Here is a 23,663-nt window from a genome sequence, read left to right as displayed (position 1 = left end):
TGTTTGGTCAGGCAGGGCGCTATGCGCCGCGCATTTTATCAGCCACGTCGCCGGGCAGGGAACGGGGACGCATGGTGGCCAGGTCGACGCAGCCGACTTTCACGCTGGCGCTGGTCAGGAGCGTATCGCCGCGCCAGGCCTGCTGCGCGAACTGGACCGAGGCGCGGCCGAGCTTTTCGACGCTGGTGCGGATGGTCAGTTCGTCGTCGAGACGGGCGGGCGCGTGATAGTCAAGGCTGGCGCTCTTGACCACGAAGGCGGTGCCCTCGGCGTCGAGCAGCGCCTGCTGCTGAACGCCGGTCGCGCGCAGCCATTCCGTGCGCGCGCGTTCGAAGAACTTCAGGTAGTTAGCGTAAAACACGATACCACCGGCGTCGGTGTCTTCGTAATAGACCCGGACTGGCCAGTCAAAAGCTGAAGGCATTTCCCCTGCCATTAAGTGTAAATAGGAAACATTTTACGCGATTTCCGACCGTCCTATGTACGGTGCCGTACATTAAACGGCAAAAAACCGCCTGCCTGTTCCCATCAGGCATGCATAGCGCCGCTAAGTAGACGTGAAATAGTGCAAGAAGGCCAATTACTGTAACACTTTCTCACAACTGTCCTGCGCTCGTTACAAACGGTATCTCTACGGGGGCAGGGTTGGCGGCTGTGCCGCCGACGCGTTCAAGCAGTGTGTGCCGCTGGTATGCGCTTTGCCGCGCAGGGATCACCGCGTCGGCAGCGCAGCTGCCGACCCTACGGGCAGGATGCAAGCCTCAGGTGCTGCGCTTGATGGCGAAGGGCGAGAAGCCCTGGCAGGTCGGCATCAGTTCGATCAGGTTGACGTTGATGTGCGGGGGCAGGGTCGCGATCCAGTACGCGGTCTCGGCGATGTCCTTGGCCGTCAGCGGGGTCGTGCCTTCGTAGACCTTGGCCGCGGCCGCGTCGTCGCCCTTGAAGCGCACGTTCGAGAATTCGGTGCCGCCGCACAGGCCCGGCGCCAGGTTGGTGGCGCGCACGCCCGTGCCGACCAGGTCGGCGCGCAGGTTGAGCGTGAACTGCTCGACGAAGGCCTTGGTGGCGCCGTACACGTTGCCGCCCGGGTAGGGGTAATGCCCGGCCACCGAGCCGAGGTTGATCACCAGGCCGCTGCCGCGCTCGACCATGCCCGGCAGCACGGCGCGGGTCATGCTCACCAGGCCCTGGCAGTTGGTGGCGATCATGGTTTCCCAGTCTTCCAGCGGCACCTGGTGCGCCGGCAGGGTATTCAGGGCCAGGCCGGCATTGTTGACCAGCACGTCGATGGCGCGCCAGTCTTCCGGCAGCGAGGCGAGCGCGGCCTCGATCGAGGCGCGGCTGGTCACGTCCAGGGTCAGGGGCAGGGCGGCGTCGCCCAGTTCGCCGGCCAGGTCGGCGATCCGCTCGGCGCGGCGGGCGGCGAGCACGACGCGGTGGCCGTTACGGGCGAAGGTGCGCGCCATTTCGGCGCCGAAGCCGGCCGAGGCGCCGGTGATGAATACGATCATGGTGGATCCCGAAGCGAAGTTTATTTCGAAGGTGACCGGGACATTGTAGACGAAACGACCATGCTCCCGCTGGCGCTCCCCTTTCGTTCCTCCTTTGCTCCGGCTTGCCAGGACGACAGCAGTTTCCTTGCCCTAAGGGGGGCAGATCACATACAATCTGGAGTCCCTACGTCTCTCGTAACTGGCGAAACACCGCGCGCCGCAGCCTCGGGCTCTGCGCACGGCAAGGTGGAGCCCCACCGGGGAACCTGAGACGTCATTTCGCCGTTCGCCTGGGCAGCCTGCAACTGGTACGCGCATGAAGCGCGGGAACCCGCGCGGACGCCCGTTCGTTTATGTCGGCTCCCGCCCACGCCTCAACGCTGCCGTTGCCTGGTTTACTATCGATTGGAGTTTTACATGTTTGCAAAAGACCATACGCTCGCCAACATCGACCCGGAACTGTGGGATGCCATCAAGAAGGAAAACGTTCGCCAGCAGGACCACATCGAACTGATCGCGTCCGAAAACTATACCTCGCCGGCCGTGATGGAGGCGCAGGGTTCGCAGCTGACCAATAAATACGCCGAAGGCTACCCGGGCAAGCGCTACTACGGCGGCTGCGAGTACGTCGACGTCGTCGAGCAGCTGGCCATCGACCGCCTGAAGCAGATCTTCGGCGCGGAAGCCGCCAACGTGCAGCCGAACTCGGGCTCGCAAGCCAACCAGGGCGTGTTCTTCGCCATGCTCAAGCCGGGCGACACCATCATGGGCATGTCGCTGGCCGAAGGCGGCCACCTGACCCACGGCATGGCCCTGAACATGTCGGGCAAGTGGTTCAACGTCGTTTCCTACGGCCTGACCGCGGAAGAAGACATCGACTACGAACAAATGGAGCGCCTGGCGCGCGAGCACAAGCCGAAGATGATCATCGCGGGCGCCTCGGCGTTCTCGCTGCGCATCGACTTCGAGCGCTTCGCACGCATCGCCAAGGAAATCGGCGCCTACTTCATGGTCGACATGGCCCACTACGCGGGCCTGATCGCCGCCGGCGAATACCCGAACCCGGTGCCGCACGCCGACTTCGTCACCTCGACCACCCACAAGTCGCTGCGCGGCCCGCGCGGCGGCATCATCCTGATGAAGGCCGAGCACGAGAAGGCCATCAACTCGGCGATCTTCCCGGGCATCCAGGGCGGTCCGCTGATGCACGTCATCGCCGGCAAGGCCGTGGCCTTCAAGGAAGCGCAGTCGCCCGAGTTCAAGGCCTACCAGCAGCAGGTGGTCAAGAACGCCAAGGCGCTGGCCGATACCCTGACCGCGCGCGGCCTGCGCATCGTCTCGGGCACCACCCAGTCGCACGTGATGCTGGTGGACCTGCGCGCCAAGGGCCTGACCGGCAAGGAAGCGGAAGCCATCCTGGGCCAGGCACACATGACCTGCAACAAGAACGGCATCCCGAACGACCCGCAGAAGCCCTTCGTCACCTCGGGCATCCGCCTGGGCAGCCCGGCCTTCACCACCCGCGGCTTCAAGGAAGAAGACGCGGTCAAGGTGGGCAACCTGATCGCCGACGTGCTGGACAACCCGCACGACGCCGCGACCATCGAGCGCGTCAAGGGCGAAGTCAAGCAGCTGACCGACAAGTACCCGGTCTACGCGGCCTGACAGCCTGACAGGGACCGGCACTGCCGGTCCCCTTGAACCCACCCGGCGCCATGAAATGTCCCTTCTGCCAGCATGAAGACACCCAGGTCCTCGATACCCGCGTATCGGAGGAGGGGGATTCCATCCGGCGCCGGCGCCGCTGCACCAAGTGCGACAAGCGCTTCACGACCTACGAGCGGATCGAGCTGTCGATGCCGATCATCGTCAAGAAGAACGGCAGCCGCACCGAGTTCGAATCGAGCAAGCTGCGCGGCAGCCTGATGCTGGCGCTGCGCAAGCGTCCCGTCGCGGCCGAAGCCATCGACACCGCCGTCGCCTCGATCGAGGAAAAGCTGCTCACCAGCGGCCGGCGCGAAGTCGACACCGGCTACGTGGGCGAACTGGTGATGCAGGAGCTCAAGCGCCTGGACAAGATCGCCTATATTCGCTTCGCCTCCGTCTACAAGAACTTCGAAGACCTGGACGAGTTCCAGGAAGCGCTGGACGAAGTGGGCCACCCGCGCAAATAAGCCGCTTCACTTCCTCGCCGTTTAGTTCCCCAAAATCCGCCGCCAGGGCTTAGGCCAGCTCATGGCCGGCCCGTTCACGGCTGCTACCTTTACACCTCGCCGTATCACGCGCCGCGTGATGGCGTATCGTCAGGGAAGAGGGCGGCATGCGGGGGTATCCAGAAAGCGGTTTCACGCTCATCGAAGTGCTGGTGGCGCTGTTCGTGCTGGCCGTCGGCGTGCTCGGCGCCGGCGCGGCCCAGCTGGCGGCCCAGCGCACGCGCCAGCAGTCGGCCCTGATGTCCGAGGCGGCGCAGCTGGCCGCGTCGCTGGCCGCGCGCATGCGCGCCAATGCGGCTGTCGCCACGCTGCCGGATGCGTCCAATCCCTATCTTGCGCTCGACTACGACGCCATGCTCGACGGCGCGCCCGGCGCCGCGCCGGCATCCTGCTACGGAGCAGGCCACTGCGATCCGCTGCGCCTGGCCGCCTTCGACCTGCATGAAACCAAGCAGGCCGTGTACGCATCCTTCCCCGGCGGCCGGATCGCCGTCTGCCGCGACGGCGCGCCCTGGGACGCGAGCACGGGCCGCTACCGCTGGGCCTGCGACGAGGAAGCGGGCGCGCCGGTCCTCATCAAGCTCGGCTGGATCGGCCTGGACGACGCGCCCGGCCTGGTGGCGGTGGTGCCGCAATGAGCGGCCGGTGCGGCCGGCAGCGCGGACTGACCGTGGTCGAACTGATGGTGGCGATGACGCTCGGCCTGGCGGTATTGCTTGCCGCCGGCAAGCTGCTGGTCGGCGCCACGCGCGCCCACGCGATGCAGGTGGAAACGGCCGACATGGACGAGGCCGGGCGCTACGCGCTGGACGCGGTGGCGCGCGCCGTGCGGCAGGCGGCGCATGTCGACTGGGCGGCGTCGACGGCGCCCGATCCCGCGCTGCCGGCGCGGGTTGCCGGCCTGGATGCGCGCTCGCTGTCGCGTAACGGCGCGGGCATCGCTAAGCCCATGACTGACGCGGTGAACGGCAGCGACGTGCTGGCGCTGCGCTTTCCCGGCACCGGCAAGCCGCCGGACGGCGACGGCGGCACCGTCGACTGCGCCGGCTTCCCGGTCCACGCCGCCGAAGAGGGCTGGAGCATCTTCTACGTGGCGCGCAACGCGCAGGGCGAGGCGGAGCTGCGCTGCAAGTACCGCGGCAAGACCAGCTGGTCGTCGGACGCCGTGGCCGGGAAGGTCGACGGCTTCCAGGTGCTGTACGGGCTCGATGGCGACGGCGACGGAACGCCCGAGCGCTACGTGAATGCCGCCACGCTCGCGGCGCTCGACGCCGGACTCGTCCTGAACGGCGCGACCCCGGCGCAGCGCGCCCAGGACCTGAACCGGCGCACGCACTGGAAGCGCGTGGCGGCGGTGAAGCTGGCGCTGCTCCTGCACGGTCCCCGGATCGATGGCGGAACGGGCGCCAGCTACGCGCTGTTCGGGCCCGGCCACGCGCAGACGCAGGCGGGCGGCGATGCCGGCACGCTGCTGAGCGAACGGAGCTTGGCGGGCAGGCAGGCGCCGCGCATGCGCAAGGTCTACAGCGCCACGGTGGCGCTGCCGGTGGCGCCGGAGTGAGGACGCGATGGGCGCGAGCATGCTGTCCTTTACTCCACGCACGCACGAGCGCGGCGCCGCCCTGCTGACCGCGATGGTGCTGATGCTGGCCGTGCTGATGACGGGCCTGGCCGGCGCCCGCACCGCCTTGTACGGCGCGCGCGCCGCCGCCCACGAGCGCGACCGCCTGCTGGCCTTGCAGATGGCCGAGGCTGCGCTGGCCGACGCCGAGCGCGACATCGAAGGCGGGGACGATCCGGCATCGGCGCGCGCGGCCGCCTTCGCGTCCGGCCTGGCGTCCGCCTTTGCGCAAGACTGCACCGGAGGCAGGCCCTATGACGGCCTGTGCGATGCCGAGGACGATGCCGGGGAACACGCGCAGCGGCTGGCCGACGACGAGGGACCGGCCGTGCGCTTCGGCACATTCACGGGACGGAGCATGCCGGAAGGCGAGGGCGGGCTGCCGTTCGAGGCGCCACGCTACCTGGTCGAACGCATGCCGCCGGCCGGCGCGGACCACCTGTACCGCGTCACCGCGCTCGGCACCGGCGCCATGCCCGCGACCCGGGCCGCCGTGCAAGCCTATTACCGCAAGCCCGCCACGGCGGGAACGCGCGGCCGCCGGGTCGGCTGGCGCGAGATCGGCAACTGGGCCGAGATGGCCGCAAGCGAATAGGGGAGATGACGATGACGAGACGCACGAGAGGTTTTACCTTGATCGAATTGATGCTGGTGCTGGCGATCGTCGCCCTGCTTGGGGCGGTGGCTTATCCCTCGTATGCGCGCCAGATGGCCAAGGCCAGGCGCATCGAAGCCCAGCTGGCGCTGGTGGATCTGATGCAGCGCCAGGAACAGTACCGCGCCCAGCACCACAGCTACCTGGCCTTCTCGTCGGACGCCGATACCGCGGACGCGCGCCTGTTCAAGTGGTGGCTCGGCCGTGACGCGGCTGCCAGCGCATATGAGCTCGACGGTGTCGCCTGTCCCGGCCGCACCATCCAGGAATGCATCCAGCTGCGCGCACGGCCCGGGACGGAAAACGTCGACAGCAGCTTCGCCGACCCCGAATGCGGCGCGCTGACCTATGACAGCACCGGCGCCCAGGCGTCGAATGGTACGTCGGACAGGTGCTGGCCATGAGCTACTTCCGTGACCGCACCGATGCCGCGCATGCCGAATTGATGGCCAACACTACCCGCAGGGTGGACGGCTCCGCCGTCCACGCGGTGATAGATGGCGGCTCCGATATCGCGCCGAATGATCTTGCTGCCAACCATCACCGCGTGGACGGACGAGCCGTCCACCCTACGGCACGCGCCCCGGGATCCCGCCGCCGCCACCGCGGCTTTTCCCTTTCCGAACTCACTGTCGTCCTCGGCATCGCCGCCATCGCCGCCGGCATGGCCGCCCCCAACCTGCACAGCCTGTTGCAGGCCCAGCAACTGCGCTCGGCCGCCGGCGACCTGTCGGGCGCCATCGCCTTCGCGCGCGCCCAGGCCATCGCCCGCAACGAGACGGTCAAGCTGGTTCCCAACGACGCCGCCGGCGAAGACTGGACGCGCGGCTGGACCGTCTTCGTCGACCGCGACGGCGACCGTGCGCCCGGTCCGGACGACGAGCTGCTGGCCGTCCACCCGGCGCTGCCGCACGGCATGCAGGCCGACTACGCCTTCACCAGCCCGGCGCCGCCGCAGTACATCGCCTACAATGGCGCCGGACGCAGCTGCAGCGACACCAACAGCGCTGCATCACGGCTGGGTACGCTGTCGCTGTTTCACGGCGATGGTGTCCGGCGTATTAAAATCAACATGCTGGGCCGTGCGCGGAGCTGCAATCCGGCGCGCGAGCGCGGCTGCGAAGGCGCGCCGGCGCCGCCCTGAAGGAAAGATCGACGTGAGCAAGGACACCGCGAAAGACAGCATGCAGATACGCAGCGACGCCGAAGGCATGGCGCTCGCCCTCGACTGGGCCGCCAAGGGCATGTACATCACCGCGCCCAACCCGCGCATCGGCTGCGTGATCGTGCGCGACGGCGCCGTGGTCGCGGCCGGGCATACCCAGCGCGTGGGCGGCCCGCATGCCGAGATCGTGGCCCTGCGCGACGCCGCCTCGCGCGGCGTCGACGTGCGCGGCGCCACCGCCTACGTGACCCTGGAACCCTGCAGCCACTACGGCCGCACGCCGCCGTGCTCGAACGCCCTGGTCGAGGCCGGCCTGGGCCGGGTGGTCGCGGCCATGGTCGACCCGAACCCGCTGGTGGCCGGGCGCGGCCTCGCCCAGCTCGAGGCGGCCGGCATTGCCGTCAGTTCCGGCGTCCTGGCGAACGAGGCGAACGAACTCAACATCGGATTCTTCTCGCGCATGCGCCGCGGCCTGCCCTGGGTGCGCCTGAAGACGGCCGCCAGCCTGGACGGGGCCACGGCGCTGGCGGGCGGCGAAAGCCAGTGGATTACCGGTCCTGAGGCGCGCGCCGATGGCCACGCCTGGCGCGCCCGGGCCCAGGCGATCCTGACCGGCATCGGCACCGTCAAGGCGGACGATCCACAGCTGACGGTGCGCGGCGTCGAGACGCCGTTGCCGCCGCGCCGCGTGATCGTCGACAGCCGGCTTGAGATCGCGCTCGACGCCCGCATCTTGCAAGGCGAACCGTGCTGGATCGTGGCCGCGGCGCCGCATCCGGAAAAAGAAGCCGCGCTGCGCGCCGCCGGCCACGAGGTGATCCAGCTGCCGAACGCATCGGGCAAGGTCGACCTGCCGGCCCTGAGGCGCGAACTGGGACGGCGCGAGATCAACGAAGTGCACGTCGAGGCGGGCGCCAAGCTGAATGCTTCGCTGGTGCGCGAAGGCTGCGTCGACGAGCTGCTGGTCTACCTGGCGCCGAGCCTGATCGGCCCGGGGCAGGGCATGTTCGACCTGCCGCCGCTGGCGCGCCTGGGCGACAAGCGCGGCTTGCGCTTCCACGATGTGGCGCGGGTCGGCGACGACCTGCGCATTCTGGCCAGGTTCGCCGGCCAGATGAATGAATCATGAAACCAACCTGAAGGAAGAAGGCCGTATGTTTACTGGAATCGTCGCCGCAGTCGGCAACATCACTTCGGTCGCGCCGCTGGCGGGCGGCCTGGACGCGGGCGTGCGCCTGGCGATCGACGCCGGTCCGCTGCCGCTGGCCGACGTCGCCCTGGGCGACTCGATCGCCATCAACGGCGCCTGCATGACCGTGGTCGAAAAGACCGCCAGCAGCTTCACCGTCGACGTCTCGCGCGAAAGCCTGAGCAAGACCGTGGGCCTGGACGCGCCGGGCGAGGTCAACCTGGAAAAGGCGCTGACCCTGGCCGAGCGCCTGGGCGGCCACCTGGTGTCCGGCCATGTGGACGGCCTCGGCACCGTGCACAGCTTCGAGCCGGTGGGCGAATCGCGCGAGCTGGTCATCGACGCGCCGCACGAGCTGGCCAAGTTCCTGGCGTACAAAGGCTCGGTGGTGGTGAATGGCGTGTCGCTGACCGTCAATCGTGTGGAAGATCTCGATGCCGGGGCAGGGAAGGTGTGCCGCTTCTCGATCAACCTGATTCCGCACACGATCGAGGTCACCACGCTCAAGCACCTGCGCGCGGGGTCGAAGGTCAACCTGGAGATCGACCTGATCGCGCGCTACGTGGAGCGCATGCTGTCGGCCAAGGGCTGATGGCGGGATTCCTCGTTGTCGCCGAGTGAACGTAGGGTTGGCGGCTTCGCCGCCGACGCGTTCAAGCGGCGTCGGGACAATCCGTGCGCGTCCGGTCACCCGTGGTTTGGACGCGTTGGCGGCAGAGCCGCCAACCCTACTAGCGGCTCGCGGCCCGTAGGGTGGACGGCTCCGCCGTTCACGCGTACAGCCAGCGACAATTCACGCAAGGACGGTCACGCGTACGTCCCGCGCTTCATTCCCCCGCCGCCGACGCCGCCACGTGCGCCGCCGCCGGCCGCTCCGGATTGAGCACCACCTGCACGTAATTCTCCGTATCGAAGTAGCGCCGCGCCGCCGCCTGCACGTCCTGGGCGCTGAGCGCCTGCACCTGGCGCTCCACGTCCAGGATCGAGGCCGGGTCGGTGCCTTCGGTCAGCGCCGCCTGCAGGTTCGCCACCCAGTAACCGTTCTCGCGCAGCGAGCGGCGGTGGTTCTGGATCCAGTTGCTCTTGACCTTGTCCAGGTCGGCCGCGCCCGGCCCCTGTTCCTGCAGGCGCCGGATTTCGGCAAAGGTCGCCGCCAGCACCTTGTCCACGTGTTCCGGGCCGGTCGGCAGGCTGATGCCGATCGAGTAGTTCCCATAGGGGATCTTGCTCAAGGCGCCGCTGGCGCCGCCGCCGTAGATCAGGGCCATCTGCTCGCGCAGCACCTCGATCAGGCGCAGGTTGATCACTTCGATCACCGCCGCCAGGCGCAGCTGCTCGGTTTCCGAGAACTCGGCCGCGCCGGTGAAATTCAGCGAAATCGTGCTCTTCTGCTCAAGCCCGCTGCGCACCTCGCGCTTGATCACGCCTTTCGCCGGCCGCAGTCCCACGTCGCGGTAGGCCACCGGAATGTCGGGCGTCGGCAGGCTGCCGAGGTAGGTCGCCAGCAGCGGGCGGATCGCGGCGGCGTCGAAACTGCCGACTACGATGAAGGTCAGGTCCTTGGCGCTGGAGAAGCGCTGGCGGAAGATGTCGATGCTGCGGTCCAGGTCGATCTTGGCGTAGTCGTCCGCCTCCAGCGAACGCGGCGCGCGCGGGTGGCCGTTGTACAGCGCCGACACCACCGCGTCGCCGAAGCGCTTGCCCGGCTGGCCGCTCTGGTTGCGCGCCAGTTCGGCCTGCTTGCCGACGTAGGCGCGGAACAGGTCCTCGTCGCGCCGCACGCTGGAGAACTTCAGCCACAGCAGCTGCAGCATGGTTTCCACATCCGAGGCGCCCGAGGCGCCCGCCACCAGGTCGGTGTAGCTGCCCAGGCCGACCGTCACGCCGGCCGCCTTGCCGGCCAGGATCTTGCGCATGTCCAGCGGCGTGAAGTCCTTCACGCCCATGCTGGCCACGATGGCGTTGGCGAAGCGCGCATTCAGGATGTCCTGGTCGCCGAACAGGCTCTGGCCGCCGAAGCGGGCGGCGCTCAGCATCACCTGGTCGTTGAGGAAGTCGGTCGGCTTGAGGATCACCTTGACGCCGTTCGACAGCGTCAAGTGGGTCAGCCCGAGCGCCTTGTCCTGGCGTTCCGCCACGATGGCGCCCGGGCTGGGCGGCTTGTCCATCAGGCGCGCCGCCACCGCCTTGTCGTCGTAGGGCTGGACCTGCTCCCGCGCCGCCTCGCTGACCGCCGCCAGCAGCTGGGCGCCGGTGGGGGCGCCCGGCTTGTCCACGCCCGTGTACAGCACCAGCTTGCCCGAATCGGCCGGGATGGTGCGGCGCGCGTAGGCGTTCATCTCGTCGAGCGAGATGCCGGGCACCAGCTCGCGCACGTAGCGGTACTCGGTGTCGATGCCGGGAATCGCCTCGTGCTGCAGGAAGTTGCGGATGTATTCGGCGGCGTAGGTGGCGGAATCGCTCTTGGCGCGCTCGTTCCAGGCCTGCTCGTAGTTGCGCATCAGGTTCTTCTTGGCCCGCTCCAGTTCCTGGGCGCCGAAGCCGTGTTGGCGCGCGCGTTCGTTCTCCTGCACCAGGGCAGCCAGCGCCGGCGCGGCGCCGCGCGGTCCGAGTGCGGCGCTGGCGTTATAGGAGTGGTAGCGCGGCGTGAGCTTGCCCAGCGCGCTGTTGGCGGCCAGGTAGGGTGGTTCCGGCTGCTGGGCCAAGGCCTGCAGGCGGCCGTTGAGCATGGCGCCGAACAGCAGCTGCACCAGTTCTTCGCGGTAGGCGCCGATGGTGCCGGCTTCGCGCACCGGCTGCAGCGGGTAGCGGATCAGGACCGAATTGCCGCTCGCTTCATGGTCGAGCACCACCAGCGCCTCGGTGTCGGGACGCGCGGGAATCGCGGCGTAGTCGCGCGGACGGGGCTGGGCCGGGTTCTTCAGGCGCGAGAAATGCGTCTTGATCAGGTTTTCCGCGCGCGCCGGGTCGATGTCGCCGACCACCACCACCGCCATCAGGTCGGGGCGGTACCAGTCGCGATAGAAGCGCTTGAGGGCTTCGGGCTTGAAGTTGCGCAGCACCTCCTCGCGGCCGATCGGCAGGCGCTCGGCATACTTCGAGCCGTTGAAGATCTTCGGGTAGATCTGCTTGCCCATGCGGTCCGAGGCGCCCTTGCCGAGCCGGAGTTCTTCCAGCACGATGCCGCGCTCCTTCTCGATGGCCTCCGGGTCGAAGCGCACGCCGTGGGCCCAGTCCTCCAGCACCTGGAAGGCCTTGGCGACGTTCTGCGGCTGGTCGGTGGGAATCGGCAGCACGTAGACCGTCTCGTCGAAGGAGGTATACGCGTTCAGGTCGGCGCCGAAGCCGACTCCGATCGACTGCAGGTAGGACACCAGCTCGTGCTTGCGGAAGTGGGTGCTGCCGTTGAAGGCCATGTGCTCGACGAAGTGGGCCAGCCCGCGCTGGTCCTCGTCTTCCAGGATCGAGCCGGCCTTCACCACCAGGCGCAGTTCGAGCTTGCGTTCTGGACGGGCATTGCGCTGGACGTACCAGGTCAGGCCATTGGCCAGCTTGCCGACCTTGACCTGTGGCCCGACGGGAATGGCCGCGTCCAGCCGCAGGGCCGGGGGCGCCGAGGGCGCGGCCGCGGCCAGGGTGTGCGCGAACAGCACTGCGGCCAGGCACAGGCCGCGCACGAAATTGTTGCTCATTGGGTCATTCCCGGTGATATGGTCGAGTGCATTCTAACCCGGCGCGGCGCCCAGGCCGCCGCGCGCAAGTGCGAGGGGCGCATCACCTGGCGACCCGGCCCAGGGCCAGCAGCTTGGCCATCTCGAAGGCGGCCACCGGGCGGCTATAGAGGTAGCCCTGGAACACGTCGCAGCCGATGGCGCCGAGGAAGTCGCGCTGGCCGATGGTTTCCACGCCTTCGGCCACCACCGCCAGCGACAGGCCCTGGGCCAGGGCGATCGTGGCCTGGGCGATGGCGGCGCTGCGCTGTTCGGTGGTGATGTTGCGGACAAAGGCCTGGTCGATCTTGAGCTTGTCGAGCGGGAAGCGCGACAGGTAGCCGAGCGAGGAGTAGCCGGTGCCGAAGTCGTCCAGCGAGAGCGACACGCCCATCGCGCGCAGCTCCGTCATCTGGGCTTCGGCGGCGGAGGACTCGCCCAGCATCACGCTTTCGGTCAGCTCCACCTCGAGCCAGCGCGCCGCCAGGCCGCTGTCCTCGAGCGCGGCGCGCACCACCGTGGCCACGGTGCCGGCCTTGAACTGGCTGGCCGAGACGTTGACCGCGACCCGCACCGGCGCCAGGCCGGCGTTCTGCCAGGCCTTGCTCTGGAAGCAGGCCTGTCGGATCACCCATTCGCCGATTGGCAGGATCAGGCCGGTGTCCTCGGCCAGCGGGATGAAGTCGGCCGGCGAGACCTGGCCGATCTCGTCGCTCCTCCAGCGCAGCAGTGCTTCCATGCCGACCACGCGGCCATCGACGCGCGAGATCTGCGGCTGGTAGTGCAGGGCCAGTTCGTCGCGCTCGATGGCGCGCCGCAAGCGCGTCTCGAGCGCCAGCCAGCGCAGGGCCTCGGCGTTCATCTCGCCCTTGAAGAAGCGGAAGCCGTTGCGGCCGGACTGCTTCATGCTGCCCAGGGCGGCGTCGGCGGCCTTGAGCAGGTCGCCCGGCGCGCTGCCGTCGCGCGGATAGATGCTGATGCCGATGCTGCCGGTGACCACCACGTCGTGTCCGCCCACCGTGTGCGGCTGGGCGATCGCGTCGATCAGGCGCCGTGCGCAGTAGATGATGGCGTCGGTGTCCTCGCAGCCGTTCACCACCATCACGAATTCGTCGCCCGACAGCCGCGCCACGGTGTCGGTCGGCCCGGCCACCTCGCTGGCGCGGCGCGCCACCTCGCGCAGCACGGCGTCGCCGGCCGCGTGTCCCAGGCTGTCGTTGATGCGCGAGAGGCGGTCGACGTTGAACAGCAGCAGCGCCACCTGGCCCCCGCCCTGGCGCGCCGCCGCCAGCGCCTGCTGCAGGCGGTCGTTGAACAGCGAGCGGTTGGGCAGCAGGGTCAGGGCGTCGTGGTTGGACAGGAAGTCCAGCTGGTGGTGGGCGGCCTTGAGCGCCGACATGTCGGTCGAGACCGAGACATAGGCGGTCAGCTTGCCCTTGTCGTTGCGCACCGCGCTGATGCTGGCGCGTTCGGGATAGATCTCGCCGTTCTTGCGGCGGTTCCACAGTTCGCCGCGCCATTGCCCATCCTTTTCCAGGCAGGACCACATCGCCCTGTAGAAATCGTCGTCGTGGCGGCCGGAACGCAGGACGCGCGGATTCTGTCCCATCACCTCGGCCTCGGTGAAACCCGTGATCTGCTCGAAGGCGGGGTTCACGGCCACGATGTTGGCGTTCGCGTCCGTCATCATGATCGCTTCCTGGGTGCTGTCGAACACCTGGCGCGCCAGTTCGAGCCGGTGCTTGCTCTCGCGCAGGGCGGCGTCGGCCTCGGCGCGCGCGATCGCTTCCAGCTGCAGCTGGGCGGCATGGCGCTGGACCACGTCGTAGAGATTCAGGTTTTCGTAGGCGACCGCGAGCTGGGCGGCCAGCGCGGTGGCCCAGCGTTCTTCCTCGTCCGAGAATGCCTCGGCGGCGGAGCAGCGGCCGCAATACAGCCAGCCATGCGGATGCTGCAGGTCGTGGACCTGCAGGCCGAGCAGGTGTCCCAGCGGCGGATGGCTGGGGGGCAGGCTGGCAAGCAGGGGATCGCCCTCCGACAGGCGCAGCGGGGCGCGCGCGCGCAGCAGGGCGCCCGGCAGGCGGGTATCGTCCAGGGCCGAATCGCGCAGCAGCGCGCCGTCGACGCCATAGGTCTCCAGGTGGCGCACGCTGCGCTCGGTGCTCTCCAGCAGGCAGAGCGCGACCACGTCGGCGTCCAGCACGCGGCGCGCGGCGTCCAGGAAGGCCGCCGCCAGGGCCTCGACGCGGCGCTCGCCGACCAGGGTCAGGCACATGCGTTCGAGTTCGGACAGGCGTGCGCACAGGTCGAAGGGCAGGTCGCGGTCGCGCGCGCCGTCGTCCGGCAGGGGCGGGGCCGGCGCGCCCTCCAGCACGCCCAGTTCGGCATTCACCGCTTCCAGGATCTGGTGGGCGTCGGCCGGCTTGCTCAGCACCGTGGACACGCCGCAGCGCGCGGCCATCGCCACCGTTTCGTGTTCGGCGTACACCGCGGAAAAGAAGATCACCCGGGTCGCCGCCAGGCCGGGATCGGCGCGCACCTGCTGGACGAACTCGTAGCCGTCCATGGTCGGCATCAGGATGTCGGTGATGATCAGGTCGGGACGTTCGGTGCGCGTCAGCGCCAGGGCCTGGGCGCCGTCTTCCGCTTCCAGCAGCCGGTGGCCGGTGTAGCCGAGCAGGGCGCCGAGGAAGGCGCGGTTGCTCGGCCGATCGTCGACGATCAGGATGGTGGCCATCAGCACCGCCTTCCGGTGAAGACGGCCGAATCTTCTCTGCAAGGTGGAACTACCTGCATGGCAACTCCGTCAGGAAGCGGCCGCGTGCTCATGCACGGGCGGCTGCGATGTCTTTATCATAATCGAGTCGAGCATAGGCACGCTAGGATGTTGCGCGCGGAAATGTAAAGCTTAACAATTTGCCATGGGCAAAGTTCTTATTGTTACCAATATGCAACGACGATGCCGTTTTGCTTACGTCGACGCCGTCAGCCGGCTGGGCTTCCCGAAGGGAAAGCCAGTTAAAAGCCTGTAAATCCTTTAAAATAGCGGATTACGCATAACCGTCCCGATTCAAGGAATCCGCATGTCTATCTCCAGCACCGAGGAAATCGTTGCCGAACTTCGCGCCGGCCGCATGGTCATTCTGGTCGACGAAGAGGACCGCGAAAACGAAGGCGACCTGGTGCTCGCCGCCGATTTCGTGACCCCCGAAGCGATCAACTTCATGATCCGCCACGCCAGGGGCCTGGTGTGCCTGACCCTGACCGAGGAACGCTGCGACGAGCTGGCGCTGCCGATGATGACCTCGAAGAACGGCACTTCGTTCGGGACCAATTTCACCGTGTCGATCGAAGCGGCCGAAGGCGTCACGACCGGCATCTCTGCGGCCGACCGCGCGCGCACCATCCAGGTGGCCGTCAACAAGGGCACGACCCCGGACGACCTGGTGCAGCCGGGCCACATCTTCCCGCTGCGCGCCCAGAAGGGCGGCGTCCTGATGCGCGCCGGCCATACCGAAGCCGGCTGCGACCTGACCGCGATGGCGGGCCTGACCCCGGCCTCGGTGATCTGCGAGATCATCAAGGAAGACGGCACCATGGCGCGCCTGCCGGACCTGATCGAATTCGCGCACGAGCACAAGCTGAAGATCGGCACCATCGCCGACCTGATCCACTACCGCAGCCAGAACGAGTGCCTGGTCGAGCGCGTCGCCGAGCGCAAGCTCTCGACCGAGCACGGCGAGTTCACCCTGGTCGCCTTCCGCGACAGCCCGAGCGGCGCGGCCCACCTGGCCCTGGTGCACGGCGAGCAGTCGCCCGAAAAGGAAGCCCTGGTGCGCGTGCACCAGCCGGTGTCGCTGCTGGACCTGCTGGAAAACCGTTCGTCCACCCACTCGTGGGACATGGCCTCGGCCATGCGCACCATCCAGGCCAGCGAGCGCGGCGTGATCGTGCTGCTGAACTGCGGCGAGACCGCCGAGCAGCTGTTCGCCCAGTTCGCGCCGCCGGAAGCCAAGGGCCGCGCCAACGCGCGCGCGGCCTCGATGGACCTGCGCACCTACGGCATCGGCGCCCAGATCCTGCGCGCCCTCGGCGTGGGCAAGATGCAGCTGCTGGCCAATCCGCGCAAGATGCCGTCGATGACGGGCTTCGACCTGGAAGTCACCGGCTACCTGCCGTGCCCTGCCGCCTGAGGCTTGCGTTACCATATCCCTAATATATATACACAGACAAGAAGAGGTCAGCCATGACGGTAGGAACTTTTGAAAGCAATCTGGCGGGCGACGGCCTGCGCATCGGGATCGTGCAGGCCCGCTTCAACGCCGACATCGGCCACGGCCTGCTGTCGTCCTGCCTGGCCGAGCTGAAGCGCCTGGGCGTGGCCGACGAGGACATCCTGCACGTGACCGTGCCGGGCGCGCTGGAAGTGCCGCTGGCGCTGCAGAAGATGGCCGAGACCCAGCAGTTCGACGCGCTGATCGCGCTGGGCGCGGTGATCCGCGGCGAGACCTACCACTTCGAGCTGGTGGCGAACGAATCGGGCGCGGGCATCACCCGCATCGGCCTGGACTACGGCATGCCGATCGCGAACGCGATCCTGACCACCGAGAACGACGAGCAGGCGGAAGTCCGCATGGCCGAGAAGGGCGCCGACGCGGCGCGCGTGGCGGTCGAGATGTCGAACCTGCTGATCGGCCTGGAAGAGCTGTCGGCCGAAGAAGAGTAAACAGAGAAGGTTGAGAGAAATGACTGACAAGAGCATGCACGCCAACCCCAGCAAGAACCGCACGCCGCGCCACCGCGCGCGCGAGTTCGCGCTGCAGGGACTGTACCAGTGGCTGCTGAACAATGAGCCGGCGCGCACCGTCGCCACCAACATCCGCGGCGCCCACGGCTTCGACAAGGCGGACGGCGAGTTCTTCGCCGAACTGCTGAACGGTACGATCAGTACCTCGGTCGAGCTGCGCGAGACCATCGCCCCGCTGATCGACCGCCAGCTGACCGAGCTGTCGCCGATCGAGCACGCGGTGCTGCTGCTGGGCGCCTACGAGCTGAAGAACCATCCGGAGATTCCCTACCGCGTTGTGATCAACGAAGCGGTGGAACTGACCAAGTCCTTCGGCGGCATCGACGGCCACAAGTACGTCAACGGCGTGCTGGACAAGCTGGCCTCGGGTCTGCGTCCGGACGAAGTGGGGGCGGACGGGAAGCGCTGATCCGGCGGCGTCCCTGACTGGCCACCTCGCGCAAGCCTGGTGGCCTTTTCTTTTTTGCGCTCAGATATAGGGCCGGACGATGCGTACCCTGGCCGGCCTGAGCTTGCGCAAAGCACGCTGCCAAGGCGTTGCACCAGGCAGCACGATGTCGAAGCCGTAGCGTGCCCCCAGCCGGTGGTCCATGGCCTGGGGCAGCAGTTGCGCAGGGTCGCCGGCTGCGCGGAAAAAGTGCGCGATCACCTGCTCGGGGTCCTCGAGCGGAAGAAGCTCGCTGCTCGCCACCGTCGACATCCGTCCCAGCGCATTCCCGCCCCGGCCGATCGCCGCACGCTGGGTCGCTCCGCGCAGCAGGAGATTCCTGAACAGGTTCCACTCGTAGATCGTGACGCCGTCGATCGTATAGGCACTGAAATAGGGCAGCGTATGCAGGACGATGAAATGGGCGTTTTCCTGGATCTCGCGATCGGACATCTCGATGGAGCCCAGTGCATCCCTGACCTGGCCGAGCACGCCGGGCTCCGACAAGCGCTCCCGCAGGCCGGTCAATTGGCCGACGCCGTAGGTCAGCGGTCCTGTCTTCGCTCTCCAGTTCTTGAGTTCGTCTTCCAGGGTGGCGGTTCGGCCGTCGCGTTTCCATTTGGTCTGCACGAAAAAGAGTTTGCGGCGCTTCGGCTCGAACAGGATGAGGTCGCAATCGTAATTCCGGCCCTTGCCGTTCGATCCGGACTGGACCCAGCGGCGGACGAGGTAGTCGTTTGGCGGCACGGCCTGTTCCACGTAACTCCGGACATGCGATTCGAAAGGCTTGCCCAGCTTTTGGGCATCGTCCCCGCTCAAGACTGCATGCTTGCAGCAGTTGAGCGCGTGCGTCAGCGAGGCGCCGCCGAGCGTCAGGCCGCCCCTGGCCGTGCGATAGACGCCCTGATCGGACGATAGCTCGGAGGCCTGGATGGCCAGTATCTCTTCCATCAGGGTGATATCGAGACCCAGTTGCTGGAGCAAGGCCGCATCGCATGCCATGTCGTGCTCGCCGGCCAGCCGCACGATGTCGAGAACAACAAGCCAGCGGCACAGCTTGCGCGCCTTGACGATCAGCGGCTTGACCTTGGGGTCGCCTTGCATCGACGAACTAAGGGAAAAGCCGGCGTCGAGCAGCCAGGAAGCATAGCTGTCGACCAGGGTAGGAGTCAGCCGGGCGGCGATGCTGTCGATGCGCCGCGACGCTTGCCGGCGCAACTGGTCAATGGTGTCGAGCATGACGGCGCGCATCGCGGCTTCGGTATGGTGCTGCATCGTCGTCGTCGCCACGCGATTGCGCACGCACTCCTTGCCCAGGGGAGTGAGGGCAAACGCGATCAGGCGGCCCTGGGGGCGCAGCTCGAACAGGCGCGCCAGCGTGAGAAATGCCGCTTCGTGCAACGAGGCTGCCTGGACGGCTAGCCTTGCCTCCGCGGGAGTGCAGGGACCCAGCCTTGAAGCTGCACCGCTGCGTTGCAGCCATTCCAGCTCGTCGCGCACCACTTCCTCCAGCAAAATTACCTGGGCCTGCAAGAGCACCCCGGATGGCAGGGGAAGCGTGCGTCCATTGAGTTCCGCAACCGGGCGGAGAACCGCGTCCGCTTGCGCTGCCTGGGTCGTGCCGAGCGACTTTCCCAGCGGCCGTTGAGCCGCCATGGCGCGGTAAGCGGGGCCGAGTGCGGGAAGTTCCGCCTCGATCAGCGCACAACTGTCATCGGTAAAAGGCTTGCGCAGGAAAGCGAGAAGGACCTGGCGCCGCTCCGGGGGCAGCAGGTCGGGGTCGAGCAGGATAAGCATCGATCGGCGGAGTTGGTCGGAAGAGCCTGGAGCCTAGCCGATTTTTGCAGAGCGTGCGGCGCGTGGCGCATCGAACCGCGAACAGCGCAAAAAAAACCACCGCCTCGGCGGTGGTCCATACTGAGTCCAGTACCGCTTACAGCCCGGCGATCACTTCCGCCGCCGGCGCTTCCGCCGGGGCCGGCGTGGCGGCCGGTGCCGCCGCCGGCTTGACGTCCGCCTCGGCCGGCTTGCTGACCACGATCGCCGCGGGCGGCGCCGGCGGGGTGAAGGTCGGCACCTTGTGGCCCTTGGCCACCTGCTTCAGGCGGCGGTATTCCGCCAGCACCTTGGAGCCGTAGCCCGAGTCGCTTTCCATGTCGGCCGCGCCCACGTAGGTCTTGAGGCCGCCTTCGACCGAACCGGTGCGCTTCACGTAGTCCTTCAGGATCAGGGCGCCGACACGGATGTTGGCGACCGGATTCAGCGCGGCCTGCTGGCCGCCCACTTCCGCAAACTTGTCATGGTGTACCTTGGCCATGACCTGCATCAAACCCTTGGCGCCCACCGGGCTTTCCGCGAACGGATTCAGGCCCGACTCGATCGCCATGACGGCCAGGATCAGGAGCGGATCCAGCTTGACCTCGTGCGCCGTCATGTAGGCGGTCGAGACCAGCATGTTGGCCGCGTCGCTGGCGACGCGGTAGCGCTTCGACAGCCAGTCGGTGACCCATTGCTGCTGCTTGGAGCTGCCCACGGTAGGGTGCGCCTCGTGGGTCGTTTCCTCGGCCACGGCCTCGGCGACGGTGATGGCGGTCGGGGCGGCCGGGGTGGCAGCCACGATGGCCGGCTGCGGATGCAGCAGTTGCGAGACGCGCTTGGCGACGTTCTCGTTGGTGTACAGCAGTGCGAGCGCGGCAATTGCCGTGAGACCGCAAATGGTCAGTGTGTATTGTGCGGTGGTCAAGAGACCACGTGCCGCTTTGCTCACGGAAGCCCACGTGATTGGCTGGCTGGCCATGGATTGGACGAGCCGTGCGCTCGCGATGAAACGATGCATCATCGAATCTCCCTTTTGTCGCGGCAAAAACGATCCCGCCGGAGCGCAAAGGCGCTTCGTTTGGACGTACGTTGCCGTGCATCAGAAATATCGTCTGTCGCCGCCTTGCGGTGGACTGACGCCGTCATTGCTTTGCTTAAGCTGGTATGGCCAGGGCGGCAGGGACCAGTGGCTCAACAACTGTTTCGGGGGGCTGGGCAGACGCCCAATGAAAACACTCCTTAAAATGTCATGTGGGGCCCCGACCCCGTGAATGCATGAGAACAGCTAAAATAATGTCAAAAAGACGTGCCTGCCTCATCAAGTAGGGTGGATTGTAGGGGCGAGCTTATATCAAGTCAACCCTAGCACGCTCCGCCTTTATTACTTTTAGTTCTGATTTCCTCGGGTCAATCTGGAAAATGCTCAGCAATTCAAGGACTTGAGCCAGACCCTTCACATCCCAAATGCAGTTGAAAAAACGATCAAAAACTTGATGAAATATACAGACTTACGGGATTTCATGGCCCAGCTGGACAGCATGGGCGAACTCAAGCGTGTCGGAATCCCGGTGTCGCCCCACCTCGAAATGACCGAAGTGTGCGACCGCACCCTGCGCGCCGGCGGCCCGGCGCTCCTGTTCACCCAGCCCACCGGCCACACCATCCCCGTCCTCGGCAACCTGTTCGGCACCCCGCGCCGGGTGGCCCTGGGCATGGGCGCGGAGGACGTGGGCGAGCTGCGCCGCATCGGCCACGTGCTGGCGCGCCTGAAGGAGCCGGAGCCGCCCAAGGGTTTCAGGGACATCATGGGCCTGGGCTCTCTCGTCAAGGCGGTCTGGGACATGGCGCCCAAGGAAGTGCGCGGCGCCCCCTGCCAGGAAATCGTCTGGGAAGGGCAGGACGTCGACCTCGGCAAGCTGCCGATCCAGCACTGCTGGCCGGGTGACATCGCCCCCCTGATCACCTGGGGCCTGGTGATTACCAAGGGCCCGAACAAGAAGCGCCAGAACCTGGGCATCTACCGCCAGCAGGTGCTGGGACCGAACAAGGTCATCATGCGCTGGCTAGCCCACCGCGGCGGCGCGCTCGACTTCCGCGAGCACGCGCTGGCCAATCCGGGCCAGCCTTACCCGATTGCGGTGGCCCTGGGCGCCGACCCGGCCACCATCCTGGGCGCCGTGACGCCGGTGCCGGACAGTCTGTCCGAATACCAGTTCGCCGGCCTGCTGCGCGGCAGCCGCACGACGCTCGTGAAAGCCATCGGCAGCGAGCTGCGCGTGCCCGCGTCCGCCGAGATCGTGCTGGAAGGTCATATCTATCCGGATGCCAGCCACCCGTCCGGCTTCGGGCATGCGCTCGAAGGGCCGTATGGCGACCACACCGGCTACTATAATGAGCAGGACAGCTTCCCGGTGTTCACGATCGACCGCATCACCATGCGCCGCGATCCGATCTATCACTCCACCTACACCGGCAAGCCGCCCGACGAACCGGCGGTGCTGGGCGTGGCCCTGAACGAGGTCTTCATCCCGCTGCTGCAGAAGCAGTTCAGCGAGATCACCGACTTCTACCTGCCGCCGGAAGGCTGCAGTTACCGCATGGCCGTGGTGCAGATGAAGAAGCAGTACGCGGGCCACGCCAAGCGCGTGATGTTCGGGGTGTGGAGTTTCCTGCGCCAGTTCATGTATACCAAGTTCATCGTGGTGGTGGACGAGGACGTCGATGTGCGCGATTGGAAGGAAGTGATCTGGGCGATCACCACCCGGGTCGATCCAACGCGCGACACCGTCCTGGTCGACAACACCCCGATCGACTATCTCGATTTCGCTTCGCCGATCAGCGGCCTGGGGAGCAAGATGGGGATCGATGCGACCAACAAGTGGCCGGGGGAGACCAATCGGGAGTGGGGCACGCCGATCGTCATGGACGAGGGGGTCAAGCGGAAGGTGGATGAGATCTGGCAGCAGCTGGGTATCTGATAGCAGCCTGCGGCTGGTCGTATTTAGTCAGCCTCGAGACCGTCACCCCGGCGAAGGCCGGGGCCCAAGTTCGTCGCGCAGCGGTGGCGCATGCAAATTTGGATCCCGGCCTTCGCCGGGACGACGGCTCATATGCCAACGGTAAGGCACAAGCAGACGGTTTTCCCACCGTTTCCCAAACCCGAGCCGGTGCGGTATAATGACCGCTGGCGGGCCCCTGCGCATTGTGGCATGGTTTACCTGGTCAGGTCGGGAACGAAGCAGCCAAAGCCGTTCACCGCAAGTGCCGCAGATCAGGCTCGCCTCTTATCTTCCCTCCTGTTTTACCTTCTCCTCCAGCGATCCATCCGGCAGTGGCGTCTTGTCGTGTCCGCCCTTCGTCGGTCGCGCCCTGATGCTGGACGGCATGACCTGAGATTGTTCGCGGCAACGCCCAACTGCGGTAAAATCCCGGCATGTCCTATCAAGTCCTCGCCCGCAAATACCGTCCCAAGAACTTCGAAACGCTGGTTGGCCAGGAGCACGTCGTTCGTGCGCTGAGCCATGCGTTGAGGACCGGCCGCCTGCACCACGCCTACCTGTTCACCGGCACCCGCGGGGTCGGCAAGACCACGCTGTCGCGCATCCTGGCCAAGTCGCTGAACTGCACCGGCCCGGACGGGCAGGGCGGCATCACGGCGGAACCCTGCGGGCAATGCGAAGCCTGCCGCGCGATCGATGCCGGCCGCTTCGTCGACTATATAGAGATGGACGCGGCGTCCAACCGCGGCGTCGACGAGATGGCCCAGCTGCTCGAGCAGGCGGTCTACGCGCCGAGCAATGCGCGCTTCAAGGTCTACATGATCGACGAGGTGCACATGCTGACCAACCACGCGTTCAACGCGATGCTCAAGACGCTCGAGGAACCGCCGCCGCACGTCAAGTTCATCCTCGCGACCACCGACCCGCAGAAGATCCCGGTGACGGTGCTGTCGCGCTGCCTGCAGTTCAACCTCAAGCAGATGCCCCCGGGGCACATCGTCGGCCACCTGGAGAACATCCTGGGCCAGGAAGGCGTGAGTTTCGAACAGCCGGCCCTGCGCCTGCTGGCGCAGGGCGCCCACGGCTCGATGCGCGACGCCCTGTCGCTGACCGACCAGGCGATCGCCTATGCCGCCGGCCAGGTGACCCTGGACGCGGTGCAGGGCATGCTGGGCGCGCTCGACCAGTCCTACCTGGTGCGTCTGCTGGACGCGCTGGCGGCCCAGGACGGCGCCGACCTGATGGCGGTGGCCGACGAGATGGCCAGCCGCAGCCTGTCGTACAACGGCGCGCTGCAGGACCTCGGCACCCTGCTGCACCGGATCGCCCTGGCCCAGAGCGTGCCCTCGGCCGTGCCGCAAGACTTGCCGGAACTGGCCGACATCCTGCGCCTGGCCGGCGAATTCGACGCCCAGGAAGTGCAGCTGTATTACCAGATCGCCGTCCACGGCCGTAACGAGATCGGCCTGGCGCCGGACGAGTACGCCGGCTTCACGATGACCCTGCTGCGCATGCTTGCCTTTCGTCCCGGACAGGGCGGGGCGGAAGCCCCGGCAGTCGCCACGC

At 67.1% G+C, this 23,663-nt stretch carries 20 protein-coding genes, 1 other RNA gene and 1 riboswitch; of the genes, 15 read left to right on the top strand and 6 right to left on the bottom strand.

Annotation, left to right across the window (positions count from 1 at the left end; all coding sequences use genetic code 11):
• Positions 1-19 precede the first annotated feature (19 nt).
• Together ybgC and KBW98_RS14670 are read right to left on the bottom strand one after the other, a co-directional pair.
• Positions 20-424, bottom strand: a complete 405-nt coding sequence (gene ybgC, locus KBW98_RS14675) for a tol-pal system-associated acyl-CoA thioesterase (protein WP_211520890.1) — start codon at positions 422-424, stop codon at positions 20-22.
• A 337-nt stretch (positions 425-761) separates the two neighbouring features.
• Positions 762-1,511, bottom strand: coding sequence for an SDR family oxidoreductase (locus KBW98_RS14670; RefSeq protein ID WP_211520889.1), 750 nt, complete (start codon positions 1,509-1,511; stop codon positions 762-764).
• A gap of 167 nt (positions 1,512-1,678) precedes the next feature.
• Positions 1,679-1,796: riboswitch (ZMP/ZTP riboswitch) on the top strand.
• Positions 1,797-1,910: 114 nt separating this feature from the next.
• Here KBW98_RS14670 and glyA point away from each other — a divergent pair.
• From glyA to KBW98_RS14625, 9 genes are all read left to right on the top strand, one after another.
• A complete protein-coding gene (glyA, locus tag KBW98_RS14665) occupies positions 1,911-3,158 on the top strand; it encodes a serine hydroxymethyltransferase (RefSeq protein ID WP_211520888.1) in 1,248 nt (415 codons plus the stop codon).
• Between the two features lie 50 nt (positions 3,159-3,208).
• Positions 3,209-3,667, top strand: a complete 459-nt coding sequence (gene nrdR / locus KBW98_RS14660; protein ID WP_211520915.1) for a transcriptional regulator NrdR — start codon at positions 3,209-3,211, stop codon at positions 3,665-3,667.
• 146 nt (positions 3,668-3,813) lie between these two features.
• Positions 3,814-4,344 carry a type IV pilus modification protein PilV gene (gene pilV, locus KBW98_RS14655; protein ID WP_211520887.1) on the top strand — a complete coding sequence of 177 codons (531 nt, stop codon included), beginning with the start codon at positions 3,814-3,816 and terminating at the stop codon, positions 4,342-4,344.
• On the top strand, positions 4,341-5,267 hold the full coding sequence (locus KBW98_RS14650; protein WP_211520886.1) for a PilW family protein: 927 nt from the start codon (positions 4,341-4,343) through the stop codon (positions 5,265-5,267). Before pilV ends, KBW98_RS14650 begins: the two co-directional genes overlap by 4 nt.
• Positions 5,268-5,286: 19 nt before the next feature.
• Positions 5,287-5,922 (top strand): hypothetical protein, encoded by a 636-nt coding sequence (locus KBW98_RS14645; RefSeq protein WP_229429209.1) that lies wholly within the window; start codon positions 5,287-5,289, stop codon positions 5,920-5,922.
• A 5-nt stretch (positions 5,923-5,927) separates the two neighbouring features.
• Entirely contained in the window at positions 5,928-6,386 is a 459-nt protein-coding gene (locus KBW98_RS14640) for a type IV pilin protein (protein ID WP_267876139.1), read from the top strand.
• Entirely contained in the window at positions 6,383-7,126 is a 744-nt protein-coding gene (locus KBW98_RS14635) for a GspH/FimT family pseudopilin (protein ID WP_229429207.1), read from the top strand. Before KBW98_RS14640 ends, KBW98_RS14635 begins: the two co-directional genes overlap by 4 nt.
• Positions 7,127-7,166: 40 nt before the next feature.
• A complete protein-coding gene (ribD, locus tag KBW98_RS14630; protein WP_211520912.1) occupies positions 7,167-8,276 on the top strand; it encodes a bifunctional diaminohydroxyphosphoribosylaminopyrimidine deaminase/5-amino-6-(5-phosphoribosylamino)uracil reductase RibD in 1,110 nt (369 codons plus the stop codon).
• Between the two features lie 25 nt (positions 8,277-8,301).
• Positions 8,302-8,928, top strand: a complete 627-nt coding sequence (locus KBW98_RS14625; RefSeq protein ID WP_211520911.1) for a riboflavin synthase — start codon at positions 8,302-8,304, stop codon at positions 8,926-8,928.
• Positions 8,929-9,163: 235 nt separating this feature from the next.
• Here the strand turns inward: KBW98_RS14625 and KBW98_RS14620 are convergent, their stop codons facing one another.
• Both KBW98_RS14620 and KBW98_RS14615 read right to left on the bottom strand, forming a co-directional pair.
• Positions 9,164-12,028 (bottom strand): pitrilysin family protein, encoded by a 2,865-nt coding sequence (locus tag KBW98_RS14620; RefSeq protein ID WP_211520884.1) that lies wholly within the window; start codon positions 12,026-12,028, stop codon positions 9,164-9,166.
• An 82-nt stretch (positions 12,029-12,110) separates the two neighbouring features.
• Entirely contained in the window at positions 12,111-14,783 is a 2,673-nt protein-coding gene (locus KBW98_RS14615) for an EAL domain-containing protein (protein ID WP_211520883.1), read from the bottom strand.
• A gap of 346 nt (positions 14,784-15,129) precedes the next feature.
• Between KBW98_RS14615 and ribBA the strand changes: the two genes are divergently transcribed.
• The 3 genes from ribBA to nusB are packed head-to-tail and all read left to right on the top strand — an operon-like array spanning position 15,130 to position 17,262.
• Positions 15,130-16,239 (top strand): bifunctional 3,4-dihydroxy-2-butanone-4-phosphate synthase/GTP cyclohydrolase II, encoded by a 1,110-nt coding sequence (gene ribBA, locus KBW98_RS14610; RefSeq protein ID WP_211520882.1) that lies wholly within the window; start codon positions 15,130-15,132, stop codon positions 16,237-16,239.
• Positions 16,240-16,292: 53 nt separating this feature from the next.
• Positions 16,293-16,772, top strand: coding sequence for a 6,7-dimethyl-8-ribityllumazine synthase (ribH, locus tag KBW98_RS14605; protein ID WP_211520881.1), 480 nt, complete (start codon positions 16,293-16,295; stop codon positions 16,770-16,772).
• Between the two features lie 19 nt (positions 16,773-16,791).
• A complete protein-coding gene (gene nusB / locus KBW98_RS14600; RefSeq protein WP_211520880.1) occupies positions 16,792-17,262 on the top strand; it encodes a transcription antitermination factor NusB in 471 nt (156 codons plus the stop codon).
• A gap of 60 nt (positions 17,263-17,322) precedes the next feature.
• On the opposite strand, the gene KBW98_RS14595 is transcribed toward nusB, so the two are convergent.
• Together KBW98_RS14595 and KBW98_RS14590 are read right to left on the bottom strand one after the other, a co-directional pair.
• Positions 17,323-19,077, bottom strand: coding sequence for a hypothetical protein (locus KBW98_RS14595; protein ID WP_211520879.1), 1,755 nt, complete (start codon positions 19,075-19,077; stop codon positions 17,323-17,325).
• A 136-nt stretch (positions 19,078-19,213) separates the two neighbouring features.
• Positions 19,214-20,023: a transglycosylase SLT domain-containing protein gene (locus KBW98_RS14590; protein WP_373888950.1), complete on the bottom strand. Its 810-nt coding sequence runs from the start codon at positions 20,021-20,023 to the stop codon at positions 19,214-19,216.
• 568 nt (positions 20,024-20,591) lie between these two features.
• On the opposite strand from KBW98_RS14590, the gene ubiD reads away from it, so the two are divergent.
• The 3 genes from ubiD to dnaX form a co-directional block, all read left to right on the top strand.
• Positions 20,592-22,076 (top strand): 4-hydroxy-3-polyprenylbenzoate decarboxylase, encoded by a 1,485-nt coding sequence (gene ubiD, locus KBW98_RS14585; protein WP_211520878.1) that lies wholly within the window; start codon positions 20,592-20,594, stop codon positions 22,074-22,076.
• 208 nt (positions 22,077-22,284) lie between these two features.
• Positions 22,285-22,383, top strand: an RNA gene (ffs, locus tag KBW98_RS14580) — signal recognition particle sRNA small type.
• 148 nt (positions 22,384-22,531) lie between these two features.
• Positions 22,532-23,663, top strand: a 1,132-nt coding sequence (dnaX, locus tag KBW98_RS14575; RefSeq protein ID WP_211520877.1) for a DNA polymerase III subunit gamma/tau, incomplete at its 3' end; no start/stop codon positions are given.

Source organism: Massilia sp. ST3, from assembly GCF_018119405.1.
In the GTDB taxonomy this organism is placed as follows: domain Bacteria; phylum Pseudomonadota; class Gammaproteobacteria; order Burkholderiales; family Burkholderiaceae_D; genus Telluria.
Note: the sequence above shows the minus strand (reverse complement) of the source record. Positions and strands in the feature narration are given on the sequence as shown.

Bases quoted from the DNA above. Each gene is read 5' to 3' on its own strand.
- ybgC (WP_211520890.1), bottom strand. From the start codon at position 424: ATGCCTTCAGCTTTTGACTGGCCAGTCCGGGTCTATTACGAAGACACC.
- KBW98_RS14670 (WP_211520889.1), bottom strand. From the start codon at position 1,511: ATGATCGTATTCATCACCGGCGCCTCGGCCGGCTTCGGCGCCGAAATG.
- glyA (WP_211520888.1), top strand. From the start codon at position 1,911: ATGTTTGCAAAAGACCATACGCTCGCCAACATCGACCCGGAACTGTGG.
- nrdR (WP_211520915.1), top strand. From the start codon at position 3,209: ATGAAATGTCCCTTCTGCCAGCATGAAGACACCCAGGTCCTCGATACC.
- pilV (WP_211520887.1), top strand. From the start codon at position 3,814: ATGCGGGGGTATCCAGAAAGCGGTTTCACGCTCATCGAAGTGCTGGTG.
- KBW98_RS14650 (WP_211520886.1), top strand. From the start codon at position 4,341: ATGAGCGGCCGGTGCGGCCGGCAGCGCGGACTGACCGTGGTCGAACTG.
- KBW98_RS14645 (WP_229429209.1), top strand. From the start codon at position 5,287: ATGCTGTCCTTTACTCCACGCACGCACGAGCGCGGCGCCGCCCTGCTG.
- KBW98_RS14640 (WP_267876139.1), top strand. From the start codon at position 5,928: ATGACGATGACGAGACGCACGAGAGGTTTTACCTTGATCGAATTGATG.
- KBW98_RS14635 (WP_229429207.1), top strand. From the start codon at position 6,383: ATGAGCTACTTCCGTGACCGCACCGATGCCGCGCATGCCGAATTGATG.
- ribD (WP_211520912.1), top strand. From the start codon at position 7,167: ATGCAGATACGCAGCGACGCCGAAGGCATGGCGCTCGCCCTCGACTGG.
- KBW98_RS14625 (WP_211520911.1), top strand. From the start codon at position 8,302: ATGTTTACTGGAATCGTCGCCGCAGTCGGCAACATCACTTCGGTCGCG.
- KBW98_RS14620 (WP_211520884.1), bottom strand. From the start codon at position 12,028: ATGAGCAACAATTTCGTGCGCGGCCTGTGCCTGGCCGCAGTGCTGTTC.
- KBW98_RS14615 (WP_211520883.1), bottom strand. From the start codon at position 14,783: ATGGCCACCATCCTGATCGTCGACGATCGGCCGAGCAACCGCGCCTTC.
- ribBA (WP_211520882.1), top strand. From the start codon at position 15,130: ATGTCTATCTCCAGCACCGAGGAAATCGTTGCCGAACTTCGCGCCGGC.
- ribH (WP_211520881.1), top strand. From the start codon at position 16,293: ATGACGGTAGGAACTTTTGAAAGCAATCTGGCGGGCGACGGCCTGCGC.
- nusB (WP_211520880.1), top strand. From the start codon at position 16,792: ATGACTGACAAGAGCATGCACGCCAACCCCAGCAAGAACCGCACGCCG.
- KBW98_RS14595 (WP_211520879.1), bottom strand. From the start codon at position 19,077: ATGCTTATCCTGCTCGACCCCGACCTGCTGCCCCCGGAGCGGCGCCAG.
- ubiD (WP_211520878.1), top strand. From the start codon at position 20,592: ATGAAATATACAGACTTACGGGATTTCATGGCCCAGCTGGACAGCATG.